Here is a 22,473-nt window from a genome sequence, read left to right as displayed (position 1 = left end):
TTTTAAAATCGCCACCGCCGGCAAGCCGTACTGCTCCAGATGCTGGCGCGCCCATTGAACGGACGCGTCATGACATAAAAACGCTCCAGAATTTCCCGCTCCTACAGATTTTCCCAAGGCTTCTATCCACTTCTGTAGGCTGTTTCCTGTTCTGCATTTACCCCCTCTACTTCGCGCATCTTCTGTTACAGAATCCCGGCCGCCTGAAATTGTCCGCCGAGGAAAACCCACGCCATGCACCCGTTCGACAACGCCCTGCACCTGCGTCTGGACACCAGCCGTCCCAAGCGCTCATTCGAGGTGCTGAACTGCGAAGGGAGCGAAGCGGCCGATCGCCCCTACACCTTCCAGCTCGAGATCCTCAGCCCGAGCGGAGCCCTGGATGCTCACGAATTGTTGTTCAGCGCCGGTTATCTGTATGTAAGGGGCTCAAGCTCCGGTATCCACGGCCATATCCAGAGCATCGTGCGCAGTACCACCGAGCCTGCCACGAGCAACCTGTCGCAGAGCACGCCCATGCGCTACCTCATCACCCTCGGACCCCGACTCGGGTTGATGGGCTATCGGCACAATCAACGCATCTTCCAGGGGATGAGCGCCGAACAGATCATCACTCAAGTGCTCAGCGAACACGGCATCGACGACGGCGCCTTCTTCTGGCATCGCAAGCAACCCTGCGAGGAACGGGACTACTGCGCGCAGTATTGCGAGAACGATCTGCAACTGGTGCAGCGCCTGTGCAAAGAGGAGGGGATGCACTATTACTTCCTGCACACGCGAACCCGGCACGTCGTGGTGTTCACCGACGAACTGCCCAATGACGTGGTCCTTGAACAGCCTGAAGACGTGGTACCAGAGCCTGTGTCCCGGCTCAAAACCTCGATTGCGCCCCTGGCGCCCAGGATGTGCATGCAACGGGCCTGTGTGGTCGGCGGTTTGTTCGAGCCCGCCAAACAGGACGTGAGAGGGCGGATCAAGGTGCGCTTCGAATGGAGCAATCAGGGCGACGGTGCGCGCTTCAACGACTGCTGGATTCCCGTCGACCCGGCCCTCATGCAGCGCAAACAATCCTGGTGGGGCGGCATGGAGGTGGTGGTGAATTTCCGGGACGGCAATCCCAACCTGCCCTACATCAGCGATCGGTTATGGGACCCGGACATCAACCCCCGCACGCAGCCTGATCCCACAGCGCTTTCCCGTCGAGTACTCACGACGCGTATCGACAAGGAGCTGTTTCTGGACGAATCGCAGGAGTTTTCGATCAATGATCAGATGATCGTGCGTATGGCCGGGAACGACGAAATGCATTTTCGGGTCGGTACCAGTCTGGTGACCATCGATTCGAAAAGCATTTCCCTCAGCGGCTTGAGGATCATGCTTTCGTCCATCGCCGAGGCCGAAAACGAAAGTGCCGAAAGAAATGCCCTGAATTCGAGCGGTGGGCCACAGTCGTAATGCCATACGGCCATTGCGCAGCGCCGCCGCCTGCCGGCCCCATTGCCACGTGCCCAAGCGAGCGACCATGATCAGGATTGCACTTCGAATACTTGTTGCCGGTGGGTTGCTGGGCCTGTTGGTAGGCTGCTCGCCACTGAAGGTGCTCAATGCCTTCACGCCGAAGGGCACATTCAGCAAGACCGCAGACCTGAGCTACGGCAACGATCCGCGTAATCGGTTGGACGTCTACACCCCCATCGATGCGCCAACGGATGCTCCGGTGGTGGTGTTCTTTTACGGTGGCAGCTGGAACAGCGGCTCGCGCAGCGATTACGGCTTTGTCGGCGAGGCGTTGGCGTCCCGTGGCATCGTCGCGGTGCTGGCCGATTATCGGCTGTATCCACAAGTGCACTATCAAGGCTTTCTCGAAGACAGCGCGCGAGCGGTGAGCTGGACTCGCGAGCACATTCGTCGGTACAGCGGTGATCCGAGCCAATTGTATGTGATGGGGCACAGTGCCGGAGGTTACAACGCAGCGATGCTGGCGCTGGACCCGAAATGGCTGGCAGCGGTGGGCATGAAGCCATCGATGCTCAGCGGCTGGATCGGCCTGGCCGGGCCTTATGATTTTCTGCCGATCGAAAACGCGGCAGTGAAACCGGTGTTCTTCTTTCCCAACTCCCCGCCCGATTCCCAGCCCATCAACCACGTCAGCGCTGCGTCACCGCCCGCGTTGTTGATCGCGGCGAAGGACGACAGCGTCGTCAATCCCACGCGCAATACCGGCGGCATGGCGAGAAGCCTGCGCGAGCAAGGGGTGTCAGTGCGTGAGCTGTACTACGCCAAACCGGGACACGCGACACTGGTCGCCGCCTTCTCCCGCCCGATGCGCGGATTGGCGCCGGTGCTGGATGAGGTGGTGGATTTCATTCATGCGCACAATCCGGTGCCTAGGTAAATTCGATACTCGCACGGAAAAAATCTGTGAGAGACGTCGGCGGCATCATGAAGTTGCGTCATTCGCGGCAAACATCGCACCGCTACCGAAACCATCCACCGCTGCGATTCAACCGTCTCGCGATAAACCCCAAGGTCAACGCCCGCAGCGCCATGAACAGCAGAAAAACTACCCACAGCCCGTGATTGCCAAACCCGCTGGCCAACCAGGCGAAAGGCGCGGTAATCAGTGCCGTCATCACCATCGCATTGCGCATTTCCTGTGCACGGGTAGCACCGATGAACAGGCCATCCATGAGATAGCTCCAGACCGCCACCAACGGCAGTACCGCCAGATAAGGCAGGTAAACGAAGGCGATGTCGCGAACTTCGACAATGTCGGTCTGCAAGTCGATGAACAAATGCCCAGCAAGCAGGAAGAAAATCGCGAATGCCACGCTGCAGATCAGTGACCAGCCTGTGGCGACGTTCAACGAGCGGCGCAAGGCATCACGGTCTCGTGCGCCGATGGCATGTCCGCACAGCGCTTCCACCGCGTGGGCCAGGCCATCCAGCGCGTTGGCGGTCAGCAGTAGCCCGTTGAGCAACAGCGCGTTGGCCGCTACGGTGGCATCGCCCAGCCGCGCACCCTGCACCGTGATCAGGAAGAACACCGATTGCAGCACCAGACTGCGAATGAAAATATCCCGATTGACCGCCAACAATGGCCGCCAGCTTCGCCAGCGTTTGAGCGCAACCAGCACCAATTGTCCTGGATAGTCGCGCAAGCCTCTGCGGGTCAGCGCAAGGCCCAGCAAGGCGCCGATCCATTCAGCGATGACCGATGCGCGGGCGCTGCCGACCACACCCCAGTCCAGCCCGAGGACGAACCACAGATTGAGCGCGATGTTCACCAGGTTGGTGGTCAGCACAATCGCCAGCGGCGCCCGCGCGTTCTGCAGCCCCAGAAACCAGCCCACCAGCGCGTAGCTCGCCAGTGCCGCGGGCAAACCGAGCAGACGGGTGTGGAAAAAATCCCGGGTCAAGTCGTTGAGGTCGGGGGAGGGCTGCATCAATTGCAGCGCCAGATGCTGGAACGGCAGGCCGATCAACCCCAGCAGCACTGCAAAGGTCAGCGCCAGCAACAGCCCCTGCAACAGCACCTGACGCAGCGCCGTACCGTCCTGGCGCCCCGCCGCCTGGGCCGCGAAACCGGTGGTGCCCATGCGCAGAAAGCTCATTGCCCAGGCGAGAAAGCTGTACAGCGTCCCGCCGACCGCTACCGCGCCGAGTTGATGGGCATGGGGCAGGTGGCCGATGACCGAACTGTCTACCAGTGCAACCAGCGGCACCGAGATGTTAGACAGAATCATCGGCGCAGCCAGCGCCCACACCCGCCGATGAGTGACGCGCTGGCGCCAGTCGCTGAGAAAATGAGACATGAGGGCTCGGTGGGTTCGGACATACAGAAGGGGCGGCATTGTAGCGTTTTGACGGGCTGTGCGCAGATCAACGGTGGGAGTGAGCTTGCTCACCAATAGGCCCTTGCAGTCACCGCATTTTTCATGCGTTTGAAAGGCAGCCTTTGAGCAAGCTCACTTCCACAGGATTTGTTTTCGACTTTACCCTCTCGGGGGAACATGCGAACAAACGCACAAACCCACGGTCTATCTGCGCGCCGCGCTTTACGATCTCCATCGCGGTGCTATAACTGCTGCTCCTCATAACAAATGCCGCCAATGAGTGCCTCATGCTTAACAAAGGATTGTTCCTGGCCTGCGCGCTGGTACTGCTTAGTGCCTGTGATTCCTCCACCTCCGACAAACCTGCTCCTGCCCCGCAGCCTGCCGCGCCTCAAGCCGCAGCGGTAGACACTGCCAAGCCCAAGCCCGCCGTCGACATTCCCGCGCTGAGCAAGCGTTATGCCGGGCGTGAGTTGAGCGTGGTCGATGTCTCGGAAATCCAGCTCGATGGCGCGAGCACGCTGTCGCTGAGTTTCTCGGTGCCGCTGAACCCGGATCAGAAGTTCGCCGAAAAAGTGCATCTGGTGGACAGCGTCAACGGCAAGGTCGATGGCGCGTGGGAGTTATCGGACAACCTCATGGAGTTGCGCCTTCGTCATCTGGAGCCCAAGCGCAAGCTGGTGCTGACCATCGATACGGGCCTGGCGGCAGTGAACAACAACACCCTGGCGGCGGAATATTCGGCGCGCCTGGAAACCTCCGACCTGCAGCCCACTGTGGGTTTCGCCAGTCGCGGCAGCCTGTTGCCAACCCGCCTGGCCGAGGGCCTGCCGGTCATCGCGCTGAACGTCGACAAGGTCGATGTCGAATTCTTCCGCATCAAGCCTGACTCGCTGCCGGCGTTCCTCAGTTCATGGGAAGGCTCGTCCAGTCTGCAAAGCTATGAGTCCAAGGAACTGCTGCCGATGGCCGATCTGGTCTATGGCGGCCGGTTCGACCTGAACCCTGCGCGCAATACCCGGGAAACCGTGCTGCTGCCGATTGCCGGGCTCAAGCAACTGCAACAGCCGGGTGTGTACCTGGCCGTGATGCGCGCCTCCGGCACCTATAACTATTCGCAGCCTGCGACGCTGTTCACCCTCAGCGACATTGGCCTCTCAGCGCATCGCTACTCCAACCGCCTGGACGTCTTCACTCAGGCCCTGGAAGGTGACAAGGCGCTGAACGGCGTTGACCTTGAACTGTATGACGACAAGGGGCGCGTGGTCGGCCAGGGCAAGACCGACAATGCCGGTCACGCCGAACTGCCACTGCCGGCCAAGGCCGACGTGCTGCTGGCCCATCAAGGCGAACAGACCAGCATGCTGCGCCTGAACAGTGCGGCGCTGGACCTGGCCGAGTTCGACATCACCGGTCCCCAGGCTCACCCGTTGCAGTTCTTCATCTTCGGCCCGCGTGATCTGTACCGCCCCGGCGAAGTCGTGCTGCTCAATGGGCTGCTGCGCGACAACGACGGCAAGAGCGTGAAACCTCAGCCCATCACCGTGGAAGTACGCCGCCCGGATGATCAGGTCAGTCGCAAATTCGTGTGGGACGCCGACGCCACCGGTCTGTACCAGTATCAACTGCAGCTGTCGGACGAAGCCCCGACCGGACGCTGGCAACTGGTATTCGACCTGGGTGACGGCAAGCCGCAGCTGTATGAATTCCAGGTCGAGGATTTCCTGCCGGAGCGTATGGCTCTGGAACTCAAGGGCAGCGACACGCCGCTGACACCCGATGCGCCGTTCGATATTTCCATCAATGGCCGCTACCTCTACGGCGCGCCAGCATCGGGCAATCGCCTGACCGGGCAGCTCTATGTGCGCCCACTGCGTGAAGCGGTGCCGGGGCTGCCGGGTTATCAGTTCGGTTCGGTGACCGAAGAGGACCTCAAGCAGGACCTGGAAATCGAAGACAGCACACTCGATGACAACGGCCAGTTGGACCTGAGCATCGACAGCCAGTGGGCCAAGGCGCGCTCGCCGCTGGAACTGGTGCTGCAAGCCAGCCTGCAAGAATCCGGTGGTCGGCCCATCACCCGGCGGTTGACGCAACCGGTGTGGCCCGCTGAAACCATGCCCGGCTTGCGTGGGCTTTTCGACGGTGAAGCCACTGATGGCGATGGCCCGGTCGAATTCGAAGTGCTGATGGCTGATGCCCAGGGCCATAAACTGGCGGCCGACAACCTCAAGGTGCGGCTCATTCGCGAGCGTCGCGACTACTACTGGAACTACTCCGACAGCGACGGCTGGAGCTATCACTACAACGAGAAATTCCTCAACCTTTCCGAAGAAACCCTCAGCGTGAAGAAGGACTCCACGGCGAAGATCAGCTTCCCGGTGGAGTGGGGTCCGTATCGCGTCGAGGTCGAAGACCCGGCCACCGGCATCGTCAGCAGCGTGCGTTTCTGGGCCGGTTATCGCTGGCAGGACAACGCCGAAGGCGGTGCCGTGCGTCCCGATCAGGTCAAGCTGGCGCTGGACAAACCGGCCTACGCCGATGGCGACACGGCCAAGGTTACGGTCACGCCGCCGGCTGCGGGCAAGGGGTATTTGCTGGTGGAATCCAGCGAAGGTCCGTTGTGGTGGCAGGAGATCGACGTCCCAGCCGAGGGCAAGACTTTCGACGTCCCGGTAGACAAAAAGTGGGCGCGGCACGATCTGTACGTCAGCGCGCTGGTGATTCGTCCGGGCGAGCGCAAGGCCAACGTCACGCCGAAACGCGCAGTGGGCGTGCTGCATCTGCCTCTGGATCGCTCGCAACGCAAACTGGCGCTGACGGTTACGGCGCCTGAGAAGATGCGTCCCAAGCAACCGCTCAAACTCAAGGTCAACGCGAAGAATGCCGACGGCTCGATTGCGCAGAACGTGCATGTGCTGGTGGCGGCGGTGGACGTGGGGATTCTCAACATCACCGAGTACGCTACGCCGGATCCGTTCGCCAGCCTCTTCGGGCGCAAGGAATACGGCGCCGATCAACTCGATATCTACGGTCAGTTGATCGAAGCCGGGCGCAATCGTCTGGCGAGTCTGGCATTCGGCGGTGATGCGGCGCTGGCCAAGGGTGGCAAGCGTCCGGAAACCAGCGTCACCATCGTCGCCCTGCAAAGCGCGCCGGTGACGCTGAACGAACAGGGCGATGCTGAAGTCAGCGTCGATATTCCTGACTTCAACGGCGAATTGCGGATCATGGCCCAGGCCTGGACTGATGAGCGCTATGGCATGGCTGAAGCCAAAACCGTAGTCGCTGCGCCGCTGATTGCCGAACTCTCGGCGCCGCGTTTCCTCGCCGGTGGCGACCAGACCAAGGTGGCGCTTGACCTGTCGAACCTGTCCGGTAAGGCGCAGAAGCTCAACGTGCAGGTCACCGCGCTTGGGCAACTGAGCCTGGCCGAAGGTGACGCTACGAAAGCCGTCAGCCTCAATCAAGGCCAGCGCACCACGTTGCAGATTCCGGTGAAAGCTCAGGGCGGTTTTGGGCAGGGCGTGATCAAGGTCACGGTCAATGGCTTGGATCTGCCGGGCGAGAACCTGCCGGCGTTCAGTCGTGAGTGGACCATCGGCGTGCGTCCGGCTTATCCGGCGATGCTGCGGCAGTATCGCGCCGTGCTCAAGGATCAGCCGTGGAGCTTGCCAGAAGGCGCGCTGGACGCGTTCGAGCCGGCTGGGCGTGAGGCGCTGCTGTCGGTATCGAGCCGTCCGCCACTCAACCTCGGCGAGCAGATTCGCGCCCTCAAGGCTTACCCCTACGGATGCCTGGAGCAAACCACCAGCGGGTTGTACCCATCGCTGTATGCCGATGCCGCGACCCTCAAGCGACTGGGCCTGGCGGGGGAGTCCGATGCAGAGCGCAAACGCAAGATCGAGATTGGCATCGAGCGTCTGCTGGGCATGCAGCGCTACAACGGCAGCTTCGGTTTGTGGGGCGCCGATGGCGAGGAAGAGTACTGGCTGACGGCTTACGTCACCGACTTCCTGCTGCGCGCCCGCGATCAGGGTTTCGCCGTGCCACCGGATGCACTGAAGAAAGCCAACGAGCGGCTGCTGCGCTATCTGCAAGAGCGTAATCAGATCGAGGTCAACTACAGCGAAAATGCCGACCACACCCGCTTTGCGGTGCAGGCTTATGCGGGGCTGGTGTTGTCGCGTAGCCAGCAGGCGCCGTTGGGTGCGCTGCGCAGTCTGTTCGATCGGCGCAGCGATGCGCGCTCAGGGTTGCCGTTGGTTCAGCTGTCCATCGCGCTGGAAAAAATGGGCGACAAACCCCGTGCCGATCAGGCGCTGCTGGCAGGGCTCGCGGCGGGCCGCAGGGCCAACGACTGGCTCGCCGATTACGGCAGCCCGCTGCGCGATCAGGCGCTGATTCTGTCGCTGCTGGAAGAGAACAAGCTCGCGTCGGACAAGGTCGAGGAGCGGCTGTTCGCGCTGTCCGATCAGGTCGCGGCCAGCCGTTATCTGTCCACTCAGGAACGCAACTCGTTGTTCCTCGCCGGTCGTGATCTGCTCGGCAAGCCGGAAGGCAAATGGACGGCGACTTTGAACAGCGGCAGCAACAATCGTGAGCTGAGCAACGATCAACCGGGCGTGAAGCTCGACAGTTCGGTGCTGGCTTCGCCGCTGACCGTGCAGAACACCGGGGACGGCACGCTGTATCAACAGATGACGATATCCGGATATCCCTCCCAGCCGCCAATGGCCGGTGGCGAGAACCTGGCGATTCGTCGCGAGTATCTGGGGATGGATGGCGAGGCGCTGAACCTCAACGCGTTGAAGAGCGGCGAGCTGGTGCTGGTGCATCTGGAAGTTAAATCCAAAGAGCGGGTGCCAGATGCGCTGGTGGTGGATTTGCTGCCAGCCGGGCTTGAGATCGAAAACCAGAACCTGGCGCAAAGCGCGGCCAGCCTGGAGGACGCCAGCGAGTCGGTGAAACAGTGGCGCGAGTCGATGGAAAACGCCGGGCTCAAGCATCAGGAATTCCGCGGGGATCGTTACGTGGCGGCGGTGGATCTGCAGGGCTTCAACACCGTGCACCTGCTGTACCTGGCACGGGCCGTGACGCCTGGCACCTACCGCGTGCCTGCGCCGCAGGTGGAATCGATGTACCGGCCGAACTGGCAGGCCCTGGGCGACGCGCCTGCGCAGTTGGTGGTGAAAGGGAAGAAGTGAAACGTGCCGGGATAACGCCTGACGCAGCGCGATCCGTAGGAGCGCGGCATGTCCCGCGAATAGGGAGGATCAGTCGCTATCAAGCGGCGGGGGCGGACGCCTTCGGTGCCGTCGCAACCTCCGACGTCTCCCACACAGACGGCGGCGTTGGGCGAATTGGCGGCACACATTGCACTGTAGGAGCGCGCTTGCCCGCGATTGCGATCTGTCAGCGACGAATATGTCGCCTGGAAGAATGCAATAGCGGGCAAGCGCACTGCTACAGGTTGTAGCGTGGACCGCGAATGGCGATCAATGAATAATCCAGCTCAACAACCACAACCCCAGAAACAGCCAGATGATCCCTATGATGATCGAGGCGCGCATGAAAGCTCGGATCGCCGCGTACAGCAGCATCAGGCCGATGATCAGGGCGGCGATGCTGATCAGTGAAGTGTCCATCCCCAGCGTACGCGACAATCCGTCGACGAAATTTCCACCGGCATGAGTGAACATGTTGAACAACCAGCTCAACCCGTCGACGACGAAGCGGATCACGGCCCCGATTACCTGGCCGAGCCATTCGAAAACGCTTTCTACCTGCATGTCTGCTTCCTGATGAGGGGTGTGAAACGGAAAAGGGATTGTTCGCTTTGGCTACCAATTGGCTGGGCGAGTTCCCTGCAGCATAAAGGCTCTTTGGCATGAAACGCGGATTTCTTGTGGCTTGCTGGAGAATTCTGTGGGAGCGAGCCTGCTCGCGAATCGGTGGATCGGTGACGGCAAAGGCGCCTGACAGTACGCCTTCGCGAGCAAGCTCGCTCCCACAGGATCCCGACAACCCTCGAAGCCAGTGGCGTAAGACAATACGTGGGTTGCGATGGATTGGCGGCAGTCTCATCTTGCTCTGTGTGCTGGTCTGGCTCGCCGACCGCATCTGGCCGCTGCCGTTGCCCAAGGATGATCTGGCGCGCGTAGTACTGGCCGAGGACGGCACGCCGCTCTGGCGCTTTGCCGATGCTGATGGCGTGTGGCGTTATCCGGTGACGGTCGATCAGGTGTCGCCCTATTACCTCCAGGCGCTGCTGACCTATGAAGACCGCTGGTTCTATCAGCATCCTGGGGTGAACCCGATGGCGCTGGTTCGCGCGACCTGGCAAAACCTCAGCGGCGGGCATGTGGTATCCGGGGGTAGCACGTTGTCGATGCAGGTCGCGCGGTTGCTCGATCCTCACTCGCGCACCCTGCCTGGCAAGCTGCGTCAGCTCTGGCGTACCGCGCAGCTGGAGTGGCACCTGTCGAAACAGGACATCCTCGGCCTGTACCTTAACCGCGCACCGTTCGGCGGAACCCTGCAAGGCGTCGCGGCGGCCAGTTGGGCGTACCTGGGCAAGTCGCCGCAGCAACTCACGCGCGCCGACGCCGCGCTGCTCGCGGTGCTGCCCCAGGCACCGAGTCGCCTGCGCCCTGACCGTCATCCACAGCGCGCTCAGGCCGCCCGCGACAAGGTGCTCCGACGTCTGGCCGATTTCGGCGAGTGGCCGCAGCAGGCGGTGAACGAAGCGCTGGAAGAACCTCTGTTGTTGGCGCCGCGTCAGGAGCCGAGCCTCGCGCCGCTGCTGGCTCGACGCCTGAATAGACCGAACAGCCCACCGTTGATTCGCACCACACTGGACGCGGGGTTGCAGCGCCGCCTCGAAGACCTCTTGCTGGGCTGGCGGGCGCGTTTGCCCGAGCGCACCTCGGCGGCGATTCTGGTGGTGGAAGCCGAAAACATGGCCGTGCGCGCGTACGTGGGTTCCGTGGACATCGGCGACGCCAAACGCTTCGGCCATGTCGATATGGTCAGCGCGCTGCGCTCGCCGGGGTCGACCCTCAAGCCGTTTCTCTACGGCAAGGCGATGGATGTCGGGTTGATCCATTCCGAGTCGCTGATGCAGGACGTGCCGCGGCGTTACGGCGATTATCGGCCGGGCAACTTCTCCTCCGGTTTCAACGGCGCGGTGGCGGCCAGTTCCGCGCTGTCGATGTCGCTCAACCTGCCTGCGGTGCAATTGCTTGAGGCCTATGGCCCCAAGCGCTTCGCTGCCGAACTGCGTAACGGCGGGGTGCCGCTGACCCTGCCGCCTTTGGCCGAGCCGAATCTGGCGCTGATCCTTGGCGGCGCTGGCAGTCGTCTGGAAGACCTGGTCGGCGGCTATAGTGCGTTCGCACGGGGTGGGCGCAGTGCCGATGTTCGCTTGCAGCCGGAGGATCGCCTGCGCGACCGGCCAATGATGTCGCCGGGGGCCGCGTGGATCATTCGACGCATTCTCAGCGGCCAGCCCAGACCCGATCTGGACCCTCACGCGGAGCTGGTGCAACGGCCGCAGTTGGCATGGAAAACCGGCACCAGCTATGGCTTTCGGGATGCCTGGTCGATTGGTATCGGGCCGCGATTTCTGATTGGCGTATGGATCGGCCGGCCAGACGGCACGCCGGTGCCGGGGCAATTCGGCCTGGCCTCGGCAGCGCCGCTGATGTTGCAGGTGCATGACCTGCTGGTGAGCCGCGATGCGCAGCGCAACATTCTGCCGCCCGTATCCCCGGTGCCGCTGAACGTGGGTGTCGCGGCGATCTGTTGGCCACTGGGGCAAACCATGAGCAAGAGCGATCCCAATTGTCGACGTCAGCGCTTTGCATGGACGCTCGATGGCACCACACCGCCGACCTTACAGGCCCCCGACCAGCCGTTGGGTTTGGGGCTGCTGGAGAAGGTCTGGATCAACGACAAGGGCCTGCGTGTCGGCGCCGGTTGTCCACAGGCGCAGGCTCGCGATATCGCGCTCTGGCCCGCGCCGCTGGAGCCTTGGTTGCCTAAAAGTGAACGTCGCGACGCACGCTTGCCTGCCATCGACCCCGCTTGCCCGCCTCAGGGCCTGAGCCTGGCGGCACCGATATCGATCGTGGGCGTACGTGAGGGTGATCAACTGCGCTTGCCGACGGGCAGTCAGCAGCAACTGCGCCTCAAACTTTCAGCACTGGGCGGCAATGGCCGGCGCTGGTGGTTCATCGACGGCGCGCCGGTCGGCGACACGGCCAATCAGGACAGCTACACCCACACCTTCAGCCGCCTGGGTCGCTATCAGCTGAGCGTGCTCGACGAGAGCGGACAGACCGCGCGGGTGGAGTTCAGTGTGATCGACTAGGTCAATGCGGCGGATACTGCTGCAGGATTTTCTGCACCGTCTGACGCAACGCCAGCTCCCGTGCCGCAGGATTTGCATTGCTGTCGTTCAAGACTTGCTCGGTACTGCCGCGCCACACCAGTTTGCCGTCCTTGCCGTCGAGCATGTCGATCTGCAGGGTCGACACCTTGTAATCGACATTGCGCGTCTCGGTGCCCATCGGGCCGCCCCAGTAGCCGCCCCAAGGATTGCCCCAATAACCGCCGCCGCCGTAATTGGTGGTGACCATCTGCTGACGATTCTCGACGATCAGCCAGGCCTGTACCTGCACGTCAGCCTTGGCCCCCGGCGCGGCCATGCGCAGGCCGCGCTGGTCGAGTTGTTCGCTGACCGACTGGCGAATCCGTTGCTCGGTCAGGTCGCTCTTGATCCGCGGATCATTGGGCTGATATTGCAGGCCCGGTTCTTTCCAGGCCCAGGTTCTGTACCCGCCGAAGTCGCGCTGGGCGTCGAAGTCACGATTGACCCGATCGGTCTGGCACGCAGCGAGCAGCAGGGCAACACACACGACAGCGATACAGCGCAACATGATGGTTCTCCAAAGATAACGCAGGGGAGGGCTACGAAGGTGGGTAGGCGGTCAAAGCGTGCTGCACGGCCTGTCGCAACGCTGTGGCGCGATCCGACTGATCGCCGCCGCTGCCGGTTTCGGCACTGGCGCTCCACACGGGTTGGCCGCTGCGGGCATCGAACAGGCTGATGCGCACCACGACAACTTGCTCTTGATAAGTCCGCACAACCGGTACGCTGGCGTAACCGCCGTAGCCATTGCGATAGCCGTTGTAGTACCCCACTCCGGCGCCGCCATAGTACGGATCGTAATAATCCTCGCGCACTTGGCGCAGTCGGGTTTCCATCCGCGTGTCGGCGGCTACGCGCAGGTCCGCCGACTGAGGATTTTGCGATGGCCGCAAACCGCGCTGATCCAGCCCGTTACTCACCGCTTCAGCGACTTGCGCCGAGTCCGCCCACTGCGAGCCGGGCGGCAACTGGCCGTTGAGCCAAGTCCAGTTGCGATAGCGCCCGAAATCCCGCGGCGCTGCCGGGTAGGCGCTCATATCGATCGTGTTGGCGGCCTGCGGCGGGGCAGGCGGGATTGCGGCGGAAACGGCGGTGTAGGGGTTGGGGCTCTGGCAGGCAGCGAGGCCCAGGCAGAGGGGAAGCAAAGCGAGACGGCGTTTCATGATGGTCTCCGCAAAAACCTCAAACAGGTCGGCACATCCAGTGCAGATAACGTCCCAGTCCGGCGAAACTCGGGTGGCGTCGATGCGCAAGCTCCATTTCCAGCAAGTCCGCGAGTTCGGCTTTCGCCTGGAACTCGACCGGCATGTAATCGTGGAACACCCGAACGCCACTCTGGGTTTCGACTCGCCACAGGCCCTCAAGTTGCGCCGCTAATTCGCGCGGATCAAGCGGTTGTTGCGGGGTCAGGCTCTGTTTTTCGCCGGCCATGGTATTTCGGCGCATCTTGCGGAAATGGCCTTTGAGCAGATTGCGATAAATCAATGCATCGCGGTTATAAAAAACCAGTGACAACCAGCCATCGGTCTTGGTCAGTCGATGCAGCACGGGGAGGATGGCATGGGGCTCGGCGAGCCATTCCAGCACTGCGTGGCAGAGCACCAGATCGTAAGGTTCGTTGACGTGCCCGAGAAGCTCCTGCCAGGGCGCTTGAATGAAGGTCGCCGAGCGCCCGGCCTCGGCGAAACGCTGGCGGGCGCCTTCGAGCATCGGTTCGGCGGGTTCGGCCAGCGTCATCTCGTGTCCGCGTTCGGCCAGCCACAACGACATATGGCCCAGACCCGCACCGATATCCAGTACGCGCAGCGGGCGATCCGGCAAGGCTTCCTTCAGATCGGCCTGCAGCACTGCCAAGCGAATCGCACCTTTGGCGCCGCCATAGATCTTCTCGGCGAAGCGCGTCGCCAACTGATCGAAATGACGATCACTCATTTGCTGAACCGCCGCTCGCTGTCGGCCAGTTTCGCGCGTACCACTTGGTCCATATCCAGCCCCAGTTCGCTGCACATCAGCAGCAGATATAGCACGATGTCACCCACTTCCTGACCAGCATGGGCCAGTTCATCGGCTGGCAACTGACGCGACTGATCCTCGGTCTTCCACTGGAAGATTTCCACCAGCTCGGCCATTTCCACGCTGGCGGCCATGGCCAGGTTCTTCGGGCTGTGAAATTGCCGCCAGTCGTTGTTATCGCGGATGCGATGCAGGCGTTGGGTGAGTTCGTCGAGGTTCATGGGCGGGTCTCCTGAAGGTGCGTAGCTTCAGGGGAGTAGAGCGTTGAAGCAAGGGGCCGTCACGCATTTTTCTCACCCGGCGCGAATGCTGGCAGGAACGCGCTTGCCCGCGACGGCAGTATGTCAGACACCTTGCCAGCGGCTGATCGATTGCAGTCGCGGGTAAGCGCGTAAGCCCTTCACTCCGACGCCGGCTGCCACGTCCCGATCATGTGCACGATCCCTTCCCGCCCCTCGACCTTCAACTGCCCGTGGGACCCCGCTGCACTGGCAGACAGGGTCACCTCGCTTGGCAGTCGCACAGGCTTCTGAAACTCCACCGAGATATCCACGTTCGATGCTGGCAAATGATCATCCAGCGCGGCCAGGCTCCGGCTTTTGATCCACAGGCCATGGGCGATGGCGGTGGGGAAGCCGAACAGCTTGGCGCTGCTGGCGCTCAGGTGAATGGGATTGTAGTCGCCGCTGACTTTGGCGTACTGCCGCCCGATATCGGAAGGCGCATACCAGGTTGCCACTTCAGTCATCGGTAACGGTGCCGGTTCGTAAGCGCCATCGACCTCACCCTCGATCTTCACGCCACGGCAGAGCATGGTGCTGTGCTCTTCCCAGAGCAGGCCCAGCGCGTCCTCGAACTGTGTGATCAGGCTGAATGTCGCGCCCTTGGCGTGAGGTCGCAGATCTGCCACACGTACGCTGACTTGCGCCTTGATCACGCTGCCCAGCGGCCGGCGAATGCTGATTCGGTTCTGCACATGAACCAGACCCAGCAGCGGGAATGGGAAATCCTTGTCAGTCAGCAGCTTCATCTGCAGCGGAAACGCCAGGACATGTGGATAAGTCGGCGGCAGCAGGCTACCGGGGATAAATCCGCAGATCTTGGCGAAGGCGTTGACCTTGTCCGGGTCCACCGACACCCAGCAGCGCAAGCCTTGAGCGGGCAATTGCGTGCCGCTGACCTTGCGCCGCAACGCCGCCTGCATGAACAGACCCGGCAACGCGGGTGGGGTGTCCAGATAGCGCCAGTGTGCACTCATCGAGCTTCTCCCGTTCTTATCCTCATGTTCCGCGCAGTCTCTGAACTCAGGCGCCGATAACGCTTTGCCCGCAAACTCGGAGCACCTGCCCGCTGACCGATCCGCTGCCCGGCTGACTCAACCACGCCACCGCCTCGGCCACATCCTGCGGCAAACCGCCCTGGCCCAGCGAACTCATGCGACGACCACCCTCGCGCAGCGCGAACGGCATATGGGCCGTCATGCTGGTCTCGATAAAGCCCGGAGCGACGGCGTTGATGCTGATGCCGCGCTGTTTCAGTGAGGGCGCCAAAGCCCTCGCCAGCCCGATCAGCCCAGCTTTACTGGTGGTGTAGTTGGTTTGCCCGCGGTTGCCCGCCAGCCCGCTGATCGATGCCATCAGGATCACGCTGCCGTTGTCGCGCAGCGCGCCCGCATCGACCAATGCCTGGGTCAGCACTTGCGGCGCGTTGAGGTTGACGTCAAGCACCGAATCCCAGAAATCAGCGGTCATGTTGGCCAGGGTCTTGTCGCGAGTGATGCCAGCGTTGTGCACCACGATATCCAGGCCGCCGGGAATGTGTTCGATCAGTTGGGTAGCGGCATCCGGCGCGCAGATGTCCAACACCAGCGACTGGCCGCCAAGACGCGCGGCCAACGCATCCAGATCGGACTTGGCCTGAGGCACATCGAGCAATACGACCTGTGCGCCATCTCGCGCTAGGGTTTCGGCAATCGCAGCGCCAATTCCTCGCGCCGCGCCGGTCACCAGCGCCTTGCGTCCGGCCAGCGGGCGACTCCAGTCCTGCACCTGGGACGCGCAGGCACTCAGACGAATCACCTGCCCGGAAATGAACGCGCTTTTCGGCGAAAGAAAGAATCGCAGCGCGCCTTCGAGTTGATCTTCGGCGCCTTCTTCAACTTGCAGCAGCTGAACCGTGCCGCCGTTGCGCATCTCCTTGGCCAGCGAACGGCTGAAGCCTTCAATGGCCTGCTGCGTGCTGGACGCCAATGGGTCAGCCAACGCGTCAGGTGCGCGGGCGAGAATCACGATGTGCGCGCTGTGTTCGAGATGGCGCAGCACCGGTTGGAAGAATTCGCGCAATTGCCCCAGTTGTGAGGTGTGCACCAAAGTGCTGGCGTCGAATACCACGGCTTTGATCTTCGAGCCCTGGTCGCCGGTCCATGGGTGTGCTTCGCTGACGTCGCCAGCAAGGCCGAACAGCAGATCGGTCATGCGCGGCGCGAAACCCCTGACCAACCCCGCCAACGGCCCTGTGCTTAACAGCAACGCTCCTTCGACCGGGCGCAGACGCCCCGCCTGCCAGCGTTCCAGACGCGCTGGCGCAGGTAGCCCCACAGCTCCTACCAGCCGGCGACCGATGTCCGAGTTGGCGAAGTCAATGTAGCGATCAGATGCCATGGAACACTCTCCTTGAGTCGGGGTTCAAAGAATGGACCGCACTAACGGCTAATAAGTCCTACGCTCTTGGGCTGATCAGCTCACACAAGAAAGGGAGATTTCAATGAGTCAGATACGCCGCGTAGCCATCGTCGGAGGCAATCGAATTCCGTTCGCCCGTTCCAACGGAGCCTACGCCACCGCCAGTAATCAGGACATGCTGACTGCCGCCCTGGAAGGCCTGATCGAACGTTTCAACCTGCACGGCGTGCGCATGGGCGAGGTGGTCGCGGGGGCTGTGCTCAAGCATTCCCGGGATTTCAATCTGGCCCGCGAGTGTGTATTGGGTTCGCGTCTCTCGCCACAGACGCCTGCGTACGATGTTCAGCAAGCGTGCGGTACCGGGCTGGAAGCTGCGTTGCTGGTGGCCAACAAGATCGCGCTGGGCCAGATCGAATGCGCAATTGCGGGCGGTGTTGATACCACCTCCGACGCGCCGATTGGGGTGAATGAAGACCTGCGGCAGATCCTGTTGCAAGTCAATCGCAGCAAAAGCACCGGCGACAAGCTCAAGGCGCTGACCCAACTGCGTCCGCACAATCTCAGGCCTGAACTGCCGCGCAACGGCGAGCCGCGTACGGGGTTGTCCATGGGCCAGCATTGCGAGCTGATGGCGCAGACTTGGCAGATCCCACGGGACGCGCAGGATCAGTTGGCGCTGGAGAGTCATCAGAAGATGGCTGCGGCCTATGCAGCAGGCTGGCAGGACGATCTGCTCACGCCATTCAACGGCCTGACGCGAGACAACAACCTGCGTGTCGATGCCAGCCTGGAAAAGCTCGCCTCGCTCAAGCCTGCCTATGAACGCAGCGCGAAGGGGACGTTGACGGCGGGCAATTCCACGCCGCTGACCGATGGCGCCTCTCTGGTGTTGCTGGCCAGCGAAGAGTGGGCCAGGGAGCGCGGCCTGCCGGTGTTGGCGTATTGGCGCGATGGCGAAGCGGCGGCGGTGGATTTCGTAAGCGGCGAAGAGGGCTTGCTGATGGCGCCGGTATACGCCGTACCCCGGCTGCTGGCCCGTAATGGCCTGACCCTTCAAGACTTTGACTACTACGAAATTCATGAGGCGTTTGCCGCGCAGGTGCTGTGCACGCTCAAGGCATGGGAAGATCCCGAATACTGCAAGACCCGCCTGGGCCTCGACGCACCTTTGGGCCCGATTGATCGCAGCAAACTCAACGTCAATGGCAGCTCACTGGCGGCCGGACATCCCTTCGCGGCCACCGGCGCACGTATCGTCGCCAACCTGGCCAAGTTGCTGAGTGTGGCGGGACAGGGAAGAGGGCTGATTTCGATCTGCGCAGCGGGTGGGCAAGGCGTAACGGCGATTCTGGAACGATGAGGTCGGTGCATATCAGCACGCACGCCGTTCAACTGTGGTGTGAGCTTGCTCGCGAAGGCTATGTGTCAGGGGCCGCAGAGGTCTTGATCCTATGAGGAACTCCACGCGGGCCCAAAATCTCGTCATGCGGTTAACAGAGCCGTACACTGCCTTACCTCGACACAAGGCCCGCCCATGCCGATCAACGGACAATCCTCCTCCCGCAATCCCGTCACCCGAAGGTTGATCCCGGCGCTCACCGAACTGCCGCGCCCGCTCTATGCCCGCGCAGAGAGCCTGAGCGCAGGTTCCTGGACGCCGACCCATCGTCATGACTGGGTGCAATTTTCCTACGCTATCAGCGGCGTCCTCGGGGTGCACACGGAACAAGGCAGCTTTTTCGCGCCACCCCAGTGGGGTGTGTGGATTCCCGCCGGGCTCGACCACGAAGTCGTCACCTCCACCCGCGCCGAGATGCGCAGTCTGTACGTTCGCACCCAGGATTGCCTCTGGGCGCCAGATCGCTGTCGGGTCCTGGAAGTCACCCCCCTGGCCCGCGAACTGATCAAAACCTTTTGTCTGCTCCCGGCCGATTATCCCCAGCCCGACAGCCACGAAGCTCGTCTGGTTCAGGTGTTGCTCGATCAACTGGCGAGCCTGCCAGAGGTTGGCTTTTCCCTGCCCCTGCCACGACATCCGCGATTGCTGGCGTTGTGCAACGAATTGGTCGAAGAGCCGAGCCAAGTGGTCACTCTGACCGATTGGGCCGCACGCCTGAACATGTCGGAAAAGACCCTGATGCGCCTGCTCCAGCGGGAGACTGGTTTGAGTTTCAGAGGCTGGCGGCAGAGGGCCAGGCTGCTGGCCTCGCTCAGCGCATTAGAGGAGGGCGACAACGTGACCCGCACAGCCCTCAATTGTGGTTACGACTCAACCTCGGCGTTTATCGCCGCATTCAAGGGATTGTTCGGGTTTACGCCGGGAGAGTTGTTCAGGGGATAGATTGTCCAACATTGCGCATCGCAAGCTCAGGGACTGCATGAAAGGTCGCAACAGCGAACAACCCTGGGGCGTGAACGTTGGCCTGCGCTACGACGGGTAACGAAGACGCGATCATTTACGGTAATGGAAGGGGCCTTCAAACAAAGGCCTTTTTTTGCGTCGACGCGCGGCCTTTCGTTGTCTGATGGCGGGCCGTTGGTCGATATATCCACTCACAGCTGGAGCGTCCCTCAGCACCGGGATTGCACTATGCTGCGCCCCGGCATGAAAGGTGCTTGGCTCAATTCAGGGAACGTATGGTTCACAACACAATCCATGACTCAATCCACATGCCCCTACTCGCTGGCAGAGGATTGCCGTATAACGAGCAACAATCGCGTGTTTGGCTACGAAGGACCCAGAATAAAAGCTGATGAAGACTCCAAAACGCATTGAACCCCTGATCGAAGACGGTCTGGTAGACGAGGTGCTGCGCCCGCTCATGAGCGGCAAAGAGGCAGCTGTTTATGTGGTGCGCTGTGGCAAAGAGCTGCGCTGCGCGAAGGTTTACAAGGAGGCCAATAAACGCAGTTTCCGTCAGGCTGCCGAATATCAAGAGGGCCGCAAGGTCCGCAACAGCCGTCAGGCTCGCGCCATGGCCAAAGGGTCCAAGTTCGGGCGCAAGGAAACCGAGGACGCCTGGCAGAACGCCGAAGTGGCGGCCTTGTTCCGTCTGGCAGGCGCTGGCGTCAGGGTGCCCAAGCCATACGATTTTCTCGATGGCGTGCTGCTGATGGAAATGGTCTGCGATGAATACGGCGATGCGGCGCCACGTCTGAACGACGTCACGCTGGAGCCCGATCAGGCGCGCGAGTATCACGCGTTCCTCATTCAGCAGATCGTGCTGATGCTGTGTACCGGTCTGGTGCACGGTGATCTTTCCGAGTTCAACGTACTGCTGTCCCCGGACGGCCCGGTCATCATCGACCTGCCACAAGCGGTGGACGCGGCAGGCAACAACCATGCGTTCAGCATGCTCGAGCGCGATGTGGGCAACATGGCGTCGTACTTCGGCCGCTTTGCGCCTGAGCTGAAGAAGACCCGCTACGCCAGAGAGATGTGGGCCTACTACGAAGCTGGCACCCTGTCGCCCGCCACCGTCCTCACCGGCGAGTTTGCCGACACCGATGACGTCGCCGACGTGAACAGCGTGCTGCGCGAGATCGAAGCGGCACAGCGCGATGAGGCCCGGCGTCAAGCCGCCAAGACTGCCGACGACGCCCCACCGGGCAAAACCGAAGAACCGCCTCCACCGTGGATGCAATAAGGATATAAACACCGACCCGGCTTTTGCCGGGTTTTTAATAAGTGATTTTACTAAAACCTCATACGTGCTAATGCACTTTCTTGGATTTTTACAGCAGTTTTTTCGGACAGTGAAATGCAGGTTTTTAAATGTTGAACTGAGACGGTGGGCTATTGAATAACCATGCTTATCCTATCAGACAGGCAGCCAGGAAATTGAGTTTATTTCTACGGCTGCTGCTCCGATAGAATTGCCTGATAGAACTCGGTACGCGAATCGGGTGCAGGGTGAAGTAAGGTCGTATGTGATCGTATAATGGGACAATGAAACCGTAAGCGGTTTAGTCTGAAGGATCTGGGAACCATTGTAGAAAATGACCTCTGATCCGGCTCCGATGCCGTATGAACCTTTATGAATAAAAACAATGAGACTGATGCTTGTTACGGGTTGTGGAAATAAGCATTCTATGTGCTGTTGAGAGCCTGAATAAAGTCTATTTGCTGAAATGTGTGGACGATTGAGTCCTACTTGTCCGGGCGCGACATAAAGCGCTGTTACTTTTAGTCCGGTATGCGGGGATGTGTATGACTCACCTTGGCTGAGGAAAATATCTGTATCCAGGTTACTCCAGTCCTCACTGATCGGTCCAGGTTTCTCGACAACGAATGAATAAGGTGAAGATTGAACCGCTCCAGATTTCGCGACTAACGTATGTCTCGCCAGGGACAAATCATCAACCGAAGTTTCCCAATGTCCATTTTCATCAACCTGCACAATCCGGGACTGTCCATCTATCAGAAGCTCGATGGTGGTTGGAATACTGGCCAGCTTGTTGGAACCGTTCATGGTGCTTCTCCATGCGTGTCTTGTGAATAGCTATCTTATTCCCAGCGGATACGGGTGACGTCGTTGTCGTATATACCCACACCGTTGGCGTTAACAGAATTAATTGGCACGCTAGCAAAGTCTTTTTCAACATCCCTGTCCATACCTTATCCCCCTTTGATTAGCGCGGCTAAAGCGTAACTGCTTTTAATGTTTTGAATACTGCCTCACAGCGTAAGCGCGCTTTTTAATAGCGTCTACTGTCAAAAATGACAGTTGCAGTATTGGAGTAGGAGCACAAAGACTTGCGCAATCAATGAGCTGTAGTTTAATGATTGGAATCAATCGTTTTTATCGCGAAACGTTCTTGATCATGCTGGGAAAGGATGTGCCGGGCAAGTGTTACTCATGAGTTCACTGCGCAATGTCTTCATCCACCTGGCTATGGCAGACGTGAGTGCATTGCACGTTTGTGTATGGCGCGCAGGAGCGGAGCGGGACAAACCACTCCTGCAGAATGTGCGCTGGGTCAGCGAGCGTCCAATTGATCCAGCGACCAGTCAACGATGGCGCGTGCCATGTCGATCAAATGCACGACGGAGAAGGCAAGGTCGCGTTTGACGCCGGTCTGGTTTTCGGCGCTTTCACAGGCAGTTGCCGTTGCACAGCGCAACAGGCCGGAGACCTGGGACAGGGAATCTTCGAGGGATTTTTCTGGTGGGTCGGGGGTGATTTTAACCATTTGAATCTCCTTATAGAGTGAACCACCCACGCCTTCGCTGCTAAACGAAAGAGGGTGGCGGCTTTGACACGGGTTAGCAGACCGGTAAGGAGCAACCCGGCGCACCCTAAGGTGCCCCGCGCAAAGCCACCATAAAGGAGGCAACTACTACTTAGTCAGGCTGCTAAACCCGGCCGCTGACATTCAGCGACCGACGCAGCCTAGAGACCGAAATCACAGAGCACAAGCGGGTAGGAGTTTCTAGGTTTTGTACGAAAAGTATTGCCGCATACAACGTAGGCTGCAGGCCAGCGTGACCATGGCTGCGTAGCTCTTG

Annotated in this window: 17 protein-coding genes; 7 read left to right on the top strand and 10 right to left on the bottom strand. The window is 60.8% G+C overall.

What is annotated here, in order from left to right; all coding sequences use genetic code 11:
* The first annotated feature begins 234 nt into the window (after positions 1-234).
* Together CE491_RS01440 and CE491_RS01435 are read left to right on the top strand one after the other, a co-directional pair.
* Complete coding sequence (locus tag CE491_RS01440) at positions 235-1,455, top strand: contractile injection system protein, VgrG/Pvc8 family (protein WP_110946597.1); 1,221 nt, start codon at positions 235-237, stop codon at positions 1,453-1,455.
* Positions 1,456-1,522: 67 nt separating this feature from the next.
* Positions 1,523-2,395 (top strand): alpha/beta hydrolase, encoded by an 873-nt coding sequence (locus CE491_RS01435; protein WP_110946596.1) that lies wholly within the window; start codon positions 1,523-1,525, stop codon positions 2,393-2,395.
* A gap of 82 nt (positions 2,396-2,477) precedes the next feature.
* Here the strand turns inward: CE491_RS01435 and CE491_RS01430 are convergent, their stop codons facing one another.
* Positions 2,478-3,815, bottom strand: a complete 1,338-nt coding sequence (locus CE491_RS01430; protein WP_110946595.1) for an MATE family efflux transporter — start codon at positions 3,813-3,815, stop codon at positions 2,478-2,480.
* 308 nt (positions 3,816-4,123) lie between these two features.
* On the opposite strand from CE491_RS01430, the gene CE491_RS01425 reads away from it, so the two are divergent.
* The gene (locus CE491_RS01425) at positions 4,124-9,043 is read left to right on the top strand and encodes an alpha-2-macroglobulin family protein (RefSeq protein ID WP_110946594.1); all 4,920 of its coding nucleotides are present in this window, start codon (positions 4,124-4,126) and stop codon (positions 9,041-9,043) included.
* A 291-nt stretch (positions 9,044-9,334) separates the two neighbouring features.
* On the opposite strand, the gene CE491_RS01420 is transcribed toward CE491_RS01425, so the two are convergent.
* Positions 9,335-9,628, bottom strand: coding sequence for a hypothetical protein (locus CE491_RS01420; RefSeq protein WP_110946593.1), 294 nt, complete (start codon positions 9,626-9,628; stop codon positions 9,335-9,337).
* A 98-nt stretch (positions 9,629-9,726) separates the two neighbouring features.
* Between CE491_RS01420 and pbpC the strand changes: the two genes are divergently transcribed.
* Entirely contained in the window at positions 9,727-12,210 is a 2,484-nt protein-coding gene (pbpC, locus tag CE491_RS01415; protein WP_110946592.1) for a peptidoglycan glycosyltransferase PbpC, read from the top strand.
* A 1-nt stretch (position 12,211) separates the two neighbouring features.
* Here the strand turns inward: pbpC and CE491_RS01410 are convergent, their stop codons facing one another.
* The 6 genes from CE491_RS01410 to CE491_RS01385 all read right to left on the bottom strand — a co-directional run bounded on the left by CE491_RS01410 (position 12,212) and on the right by CE491_RS01385 (position 16,943).
* Positions 12,212-12,778, bottom strand: coding sequence for a DUF4136 domain-containing protein (locus CE491_RS01410; protein WP_110946591.1), 567 nt, complete (start codon positions 12,776-12,778; stop codon positions 12,212-12,214).
* Positions 12,779-12,809: 31 nt separating this feature from the next.
* Positions 12,810-13,433: a DUF4136 domain-containing protein gene (locus CE491_RS01405; RefSeq protein WP_110946590.1), complete on the bottom strand. Its 624-nt coding sequence runs from the start codon at positions 13,431-13,433 to the stop codon at positions 12,810-12,812.
* Positions 13,434-13,452: 19 nt separating this feature from the next.
* Complete coding sequence (locus CE491_RS01400; protein ID WP_110946589.1) at positions 13,453-14,202, bottom strand: methyltransferase domain-containing protein; 750 nt, start codon at positions 14,200-14,202, stop codon at positions 13,453-13,455.
* Positions 14,199-14,504, bottom strand: a complete 306-nt coding sequence (locus CE491_RS01395) for a nucleotide pyrophosphohydrolase (protein ID WP_110946588.1) — start codon at positions 14,502-14,504, stop codon at positions 14,199-14,201. The genes CE491_RS01400 and CE491_RS01395 overlap by 4 nt, the downstream gene beginning before the upstream one ends.
* A gap of 179 nt (positions 14,505-14,683) precedes the next feature.
* Positions 14,684-15,541, bottom strand: coding sequence for a MaoC family dehydratase (locus CE491_RS01390; RefSeq protein WP_110946587.1), 858 nt, complete (start codon positions 15,539-15,541; stop codon positions 14,684-14,686).
* A 46-nt stretch (positions 15,542-15,587) separates the two neighbouring features.
* A complete protein-coding gene (locus tag CE491_RS01385; protein WP_110946586.1) occupies positions 15,588-16,943 on the bottom strand; it encodes a 3-oxoacyl-ACP reductase in 1,356 nt (451 codons plus the stop codon).
* A 103-nt stretch (positions 16,944-17,046) separates the two neighbouring features.
* Here CE491_RS01385 and CE491_RS01380 point away from each other — a divergent pair, with 103 nt between their 5' ends.
* From CE491_RS01380 to CE491_RS01370, 3 genes are all read left to right on the top strand, one after another.
* Positions 17,047-18,324 (top strand): acetyl-CoA C-acetyltransferase, encoded by a 1,278-nt coding sequence (locus CE491_RS01380; protein WP_110946585.1) that lies wholly within the window; start codon positions 17,047-17,049, stop codon positions 18,322-18,324.
* A gap of 174 nt (positions 18,325-18,498) precedes the next feature.
* A complete protein-coding gene (locus CE491_RS01375) occupies positions 18,499-19,305 on the top strand; it encodes an AraC family transcriptional regulator (protein WP_110946584.1) in 807 nt (268 codons plus the stop codon).
* Positions 19,306-19,717: 412 nt separating this feature from the next.
* Positions 19,718-20,611, top strand: a complete 894-nt coding sequence (locus tag CE491_RS01370; RefSeq protein WP_110946583.1) for a PA4780 family RIO1-like protein kinase — start codon at positions 19,718-19,720, stop codon at positions 20,609-20,611.
* 174 nt (positions 20,612-20,785) lie between these two features.
* Here the strand turns inward: CE491_RS01370 and CE491_RS30115 are convergent, their stop codons facing one another.
* Both CE491_RS30115 and CE491_RS01365 read right to left on the bottom strand, forming a co-directional pair.
* Positions 20,786-21,436, bottom strand: a complete 651-nt coding sequence (locus CE491_RS30115) for a hypothetical protein (protein ID WP_199884938.1) — start codon at positions 21,434-21,436, stop codon at positions 20,786-20,788.
* Positions 21,437-21,944: 508 nt separating this feature from the next.
* Positions 21,945-22,157 carry a DUF6124 family protein gene (locus tag CE491_RS01365; RefSeq protein ID WP_110946582.1) on the bottom strand — a complete coding sequence of 71 codons (213 nt, stop codon included), beginning with the start codon at positions 22,155-22,157 and terminating at the stop codon, positions 21,945-21,947.
* Positions 22,158-22,473 lie beyond the last annotated feature (316 nt).

Origin of the sequence: Pseudomonas bohemica, assembly GCF_002934685.1 — a bacterium.
GTDB lineage: Bacteria > Pseudomonadota > Gammaproteobacteria > Pseudomonadales > Pseudomonadaceae > Aquipseudomonas > Aquipseudomonas bohemica.
The sequence above is the reverse complement of the archived record's forward strand: the minus strand, read 5'-3'. Positions and strand labels throughout refer to the sequence as shown.

Bases quoted from the DNA above. Each gene is read 5' to 3' on its own strand.
- CE491_RS01405 (WP_110946590.1), bottom strand. From the start codon at position 13,433: ATGAAACGCCGTCTCGCTTTGCTTCCCCTCTGCCTGGGCCTCGCTGCC.
- CE491_RS01425 (WP_110946594.1), top strand. From the start codon at position 4,124: ATGCTTAACAAAGGATTGTTCCTGGCCTGCGCGCTGGTACTGCTTAGT.
- CE491_RS01395 (WP_110946588.1), bottom strand. From the start codon at position 14,504: ATGAACCTCGACGAACTCACCCAACGCCTGCATCGCATCCGCGATAAC.
- CE491_RS01390 (WP_110946587.1), bottom strand. From the start codon at position 15,541: ATGAGTGCACACTGGCGCTATCTGGACACCCCACCCGCGTTGCCGGGT.
- pbpC (WP_110946592.1), top strand. From the start codon at position 9,727: ATGAAACGCGGATTTCTTGTGGCTTGCTGGAGAATTCTGTGGGAGCGA.
- CE491_RS01380 (WP_110946585.1), top strand. From the start codon at position 17,047: ATGAGTCAGATACGCCGCGTAGCCATCGTCGGAGGCAATCGAATTCCG.
- CE491_RS01375 (WP_110946584.1), top strand. From the start codon at position 18,499: ATGCCGATCAACGGACAATCCTCCTCCCGCAATCCCGTCACCCGAAGG.
- CE491_RS01435 (WP_110946596.1), top strand. From the start codon at position 1,523: ATGATCAGGATTGCACTTCGAATACTTGTTGCCGGTGGGTTGCTGGGC.
- CE491_RS30115 (WP_199884938.1), bottom strand. From the start codon at position 21,436: ATGAACGGTTCCAACAAGCTGGCCAGTATTCCAACCACCATCGAGCTT.
- CE491_RS01370 (WP_110946583.1), top strand. From the start codon at position 19,718: ATGAAGACTCCAAAACGCATTGAACCCCTGATCGAAGACGGTCTGGTA.
- CE491_RS01440 (WP_110946597.1), top strand. From the start codon at position 235: ATGCACCCGTTCGACAACGCCCTGCACCTGCGTCTGGACACCAGCCGT.
- CE491_RS01385 (WP_110946586.1), bottom strand. From the start codon at position 16,943: ATGGCATCTGATCGCTACATTGACTTCGCCAACTCGGACATCGGTCGC.
- CE491_RS01365 (WP_110946582.1), bottom strand. From the start codon at position 22,157: ATGGTTAAAATCACCCCCGACCCACCAGAAAAATCCCTCGAAGATTCC.
- CE491_RS01430 (WP_110946595.1), bottom strand. From the start codon at position 3,815: ATGTCTCATTTTCTCAGCGACTGGCGCCAGCGCGTCACTCATCGGCGG.
- CE491_RS01400 (WP_110946589.1), bottom strand. From the start codon at position 14,202: ATGAGTGATCGTCATTTCGATCAGTTGGCGACGCGCTTCGCCGAGAAG.
- CE491_RS01420 (WP_110946593.1), bottom strand. From the start codon at position 9,628: ATGCAGGTAGAAAGCGTTTTCGAATGGCTCGGCCAGGTAATCGGGGCC.
- CE491_RS01410 (WP_110946591.1), bottom strand. From the start codon at position 12,778: ATGTTGCGCTGTATCGCTGTCGTGTGTGTTGCCCTGCTGCTCGCTGCG.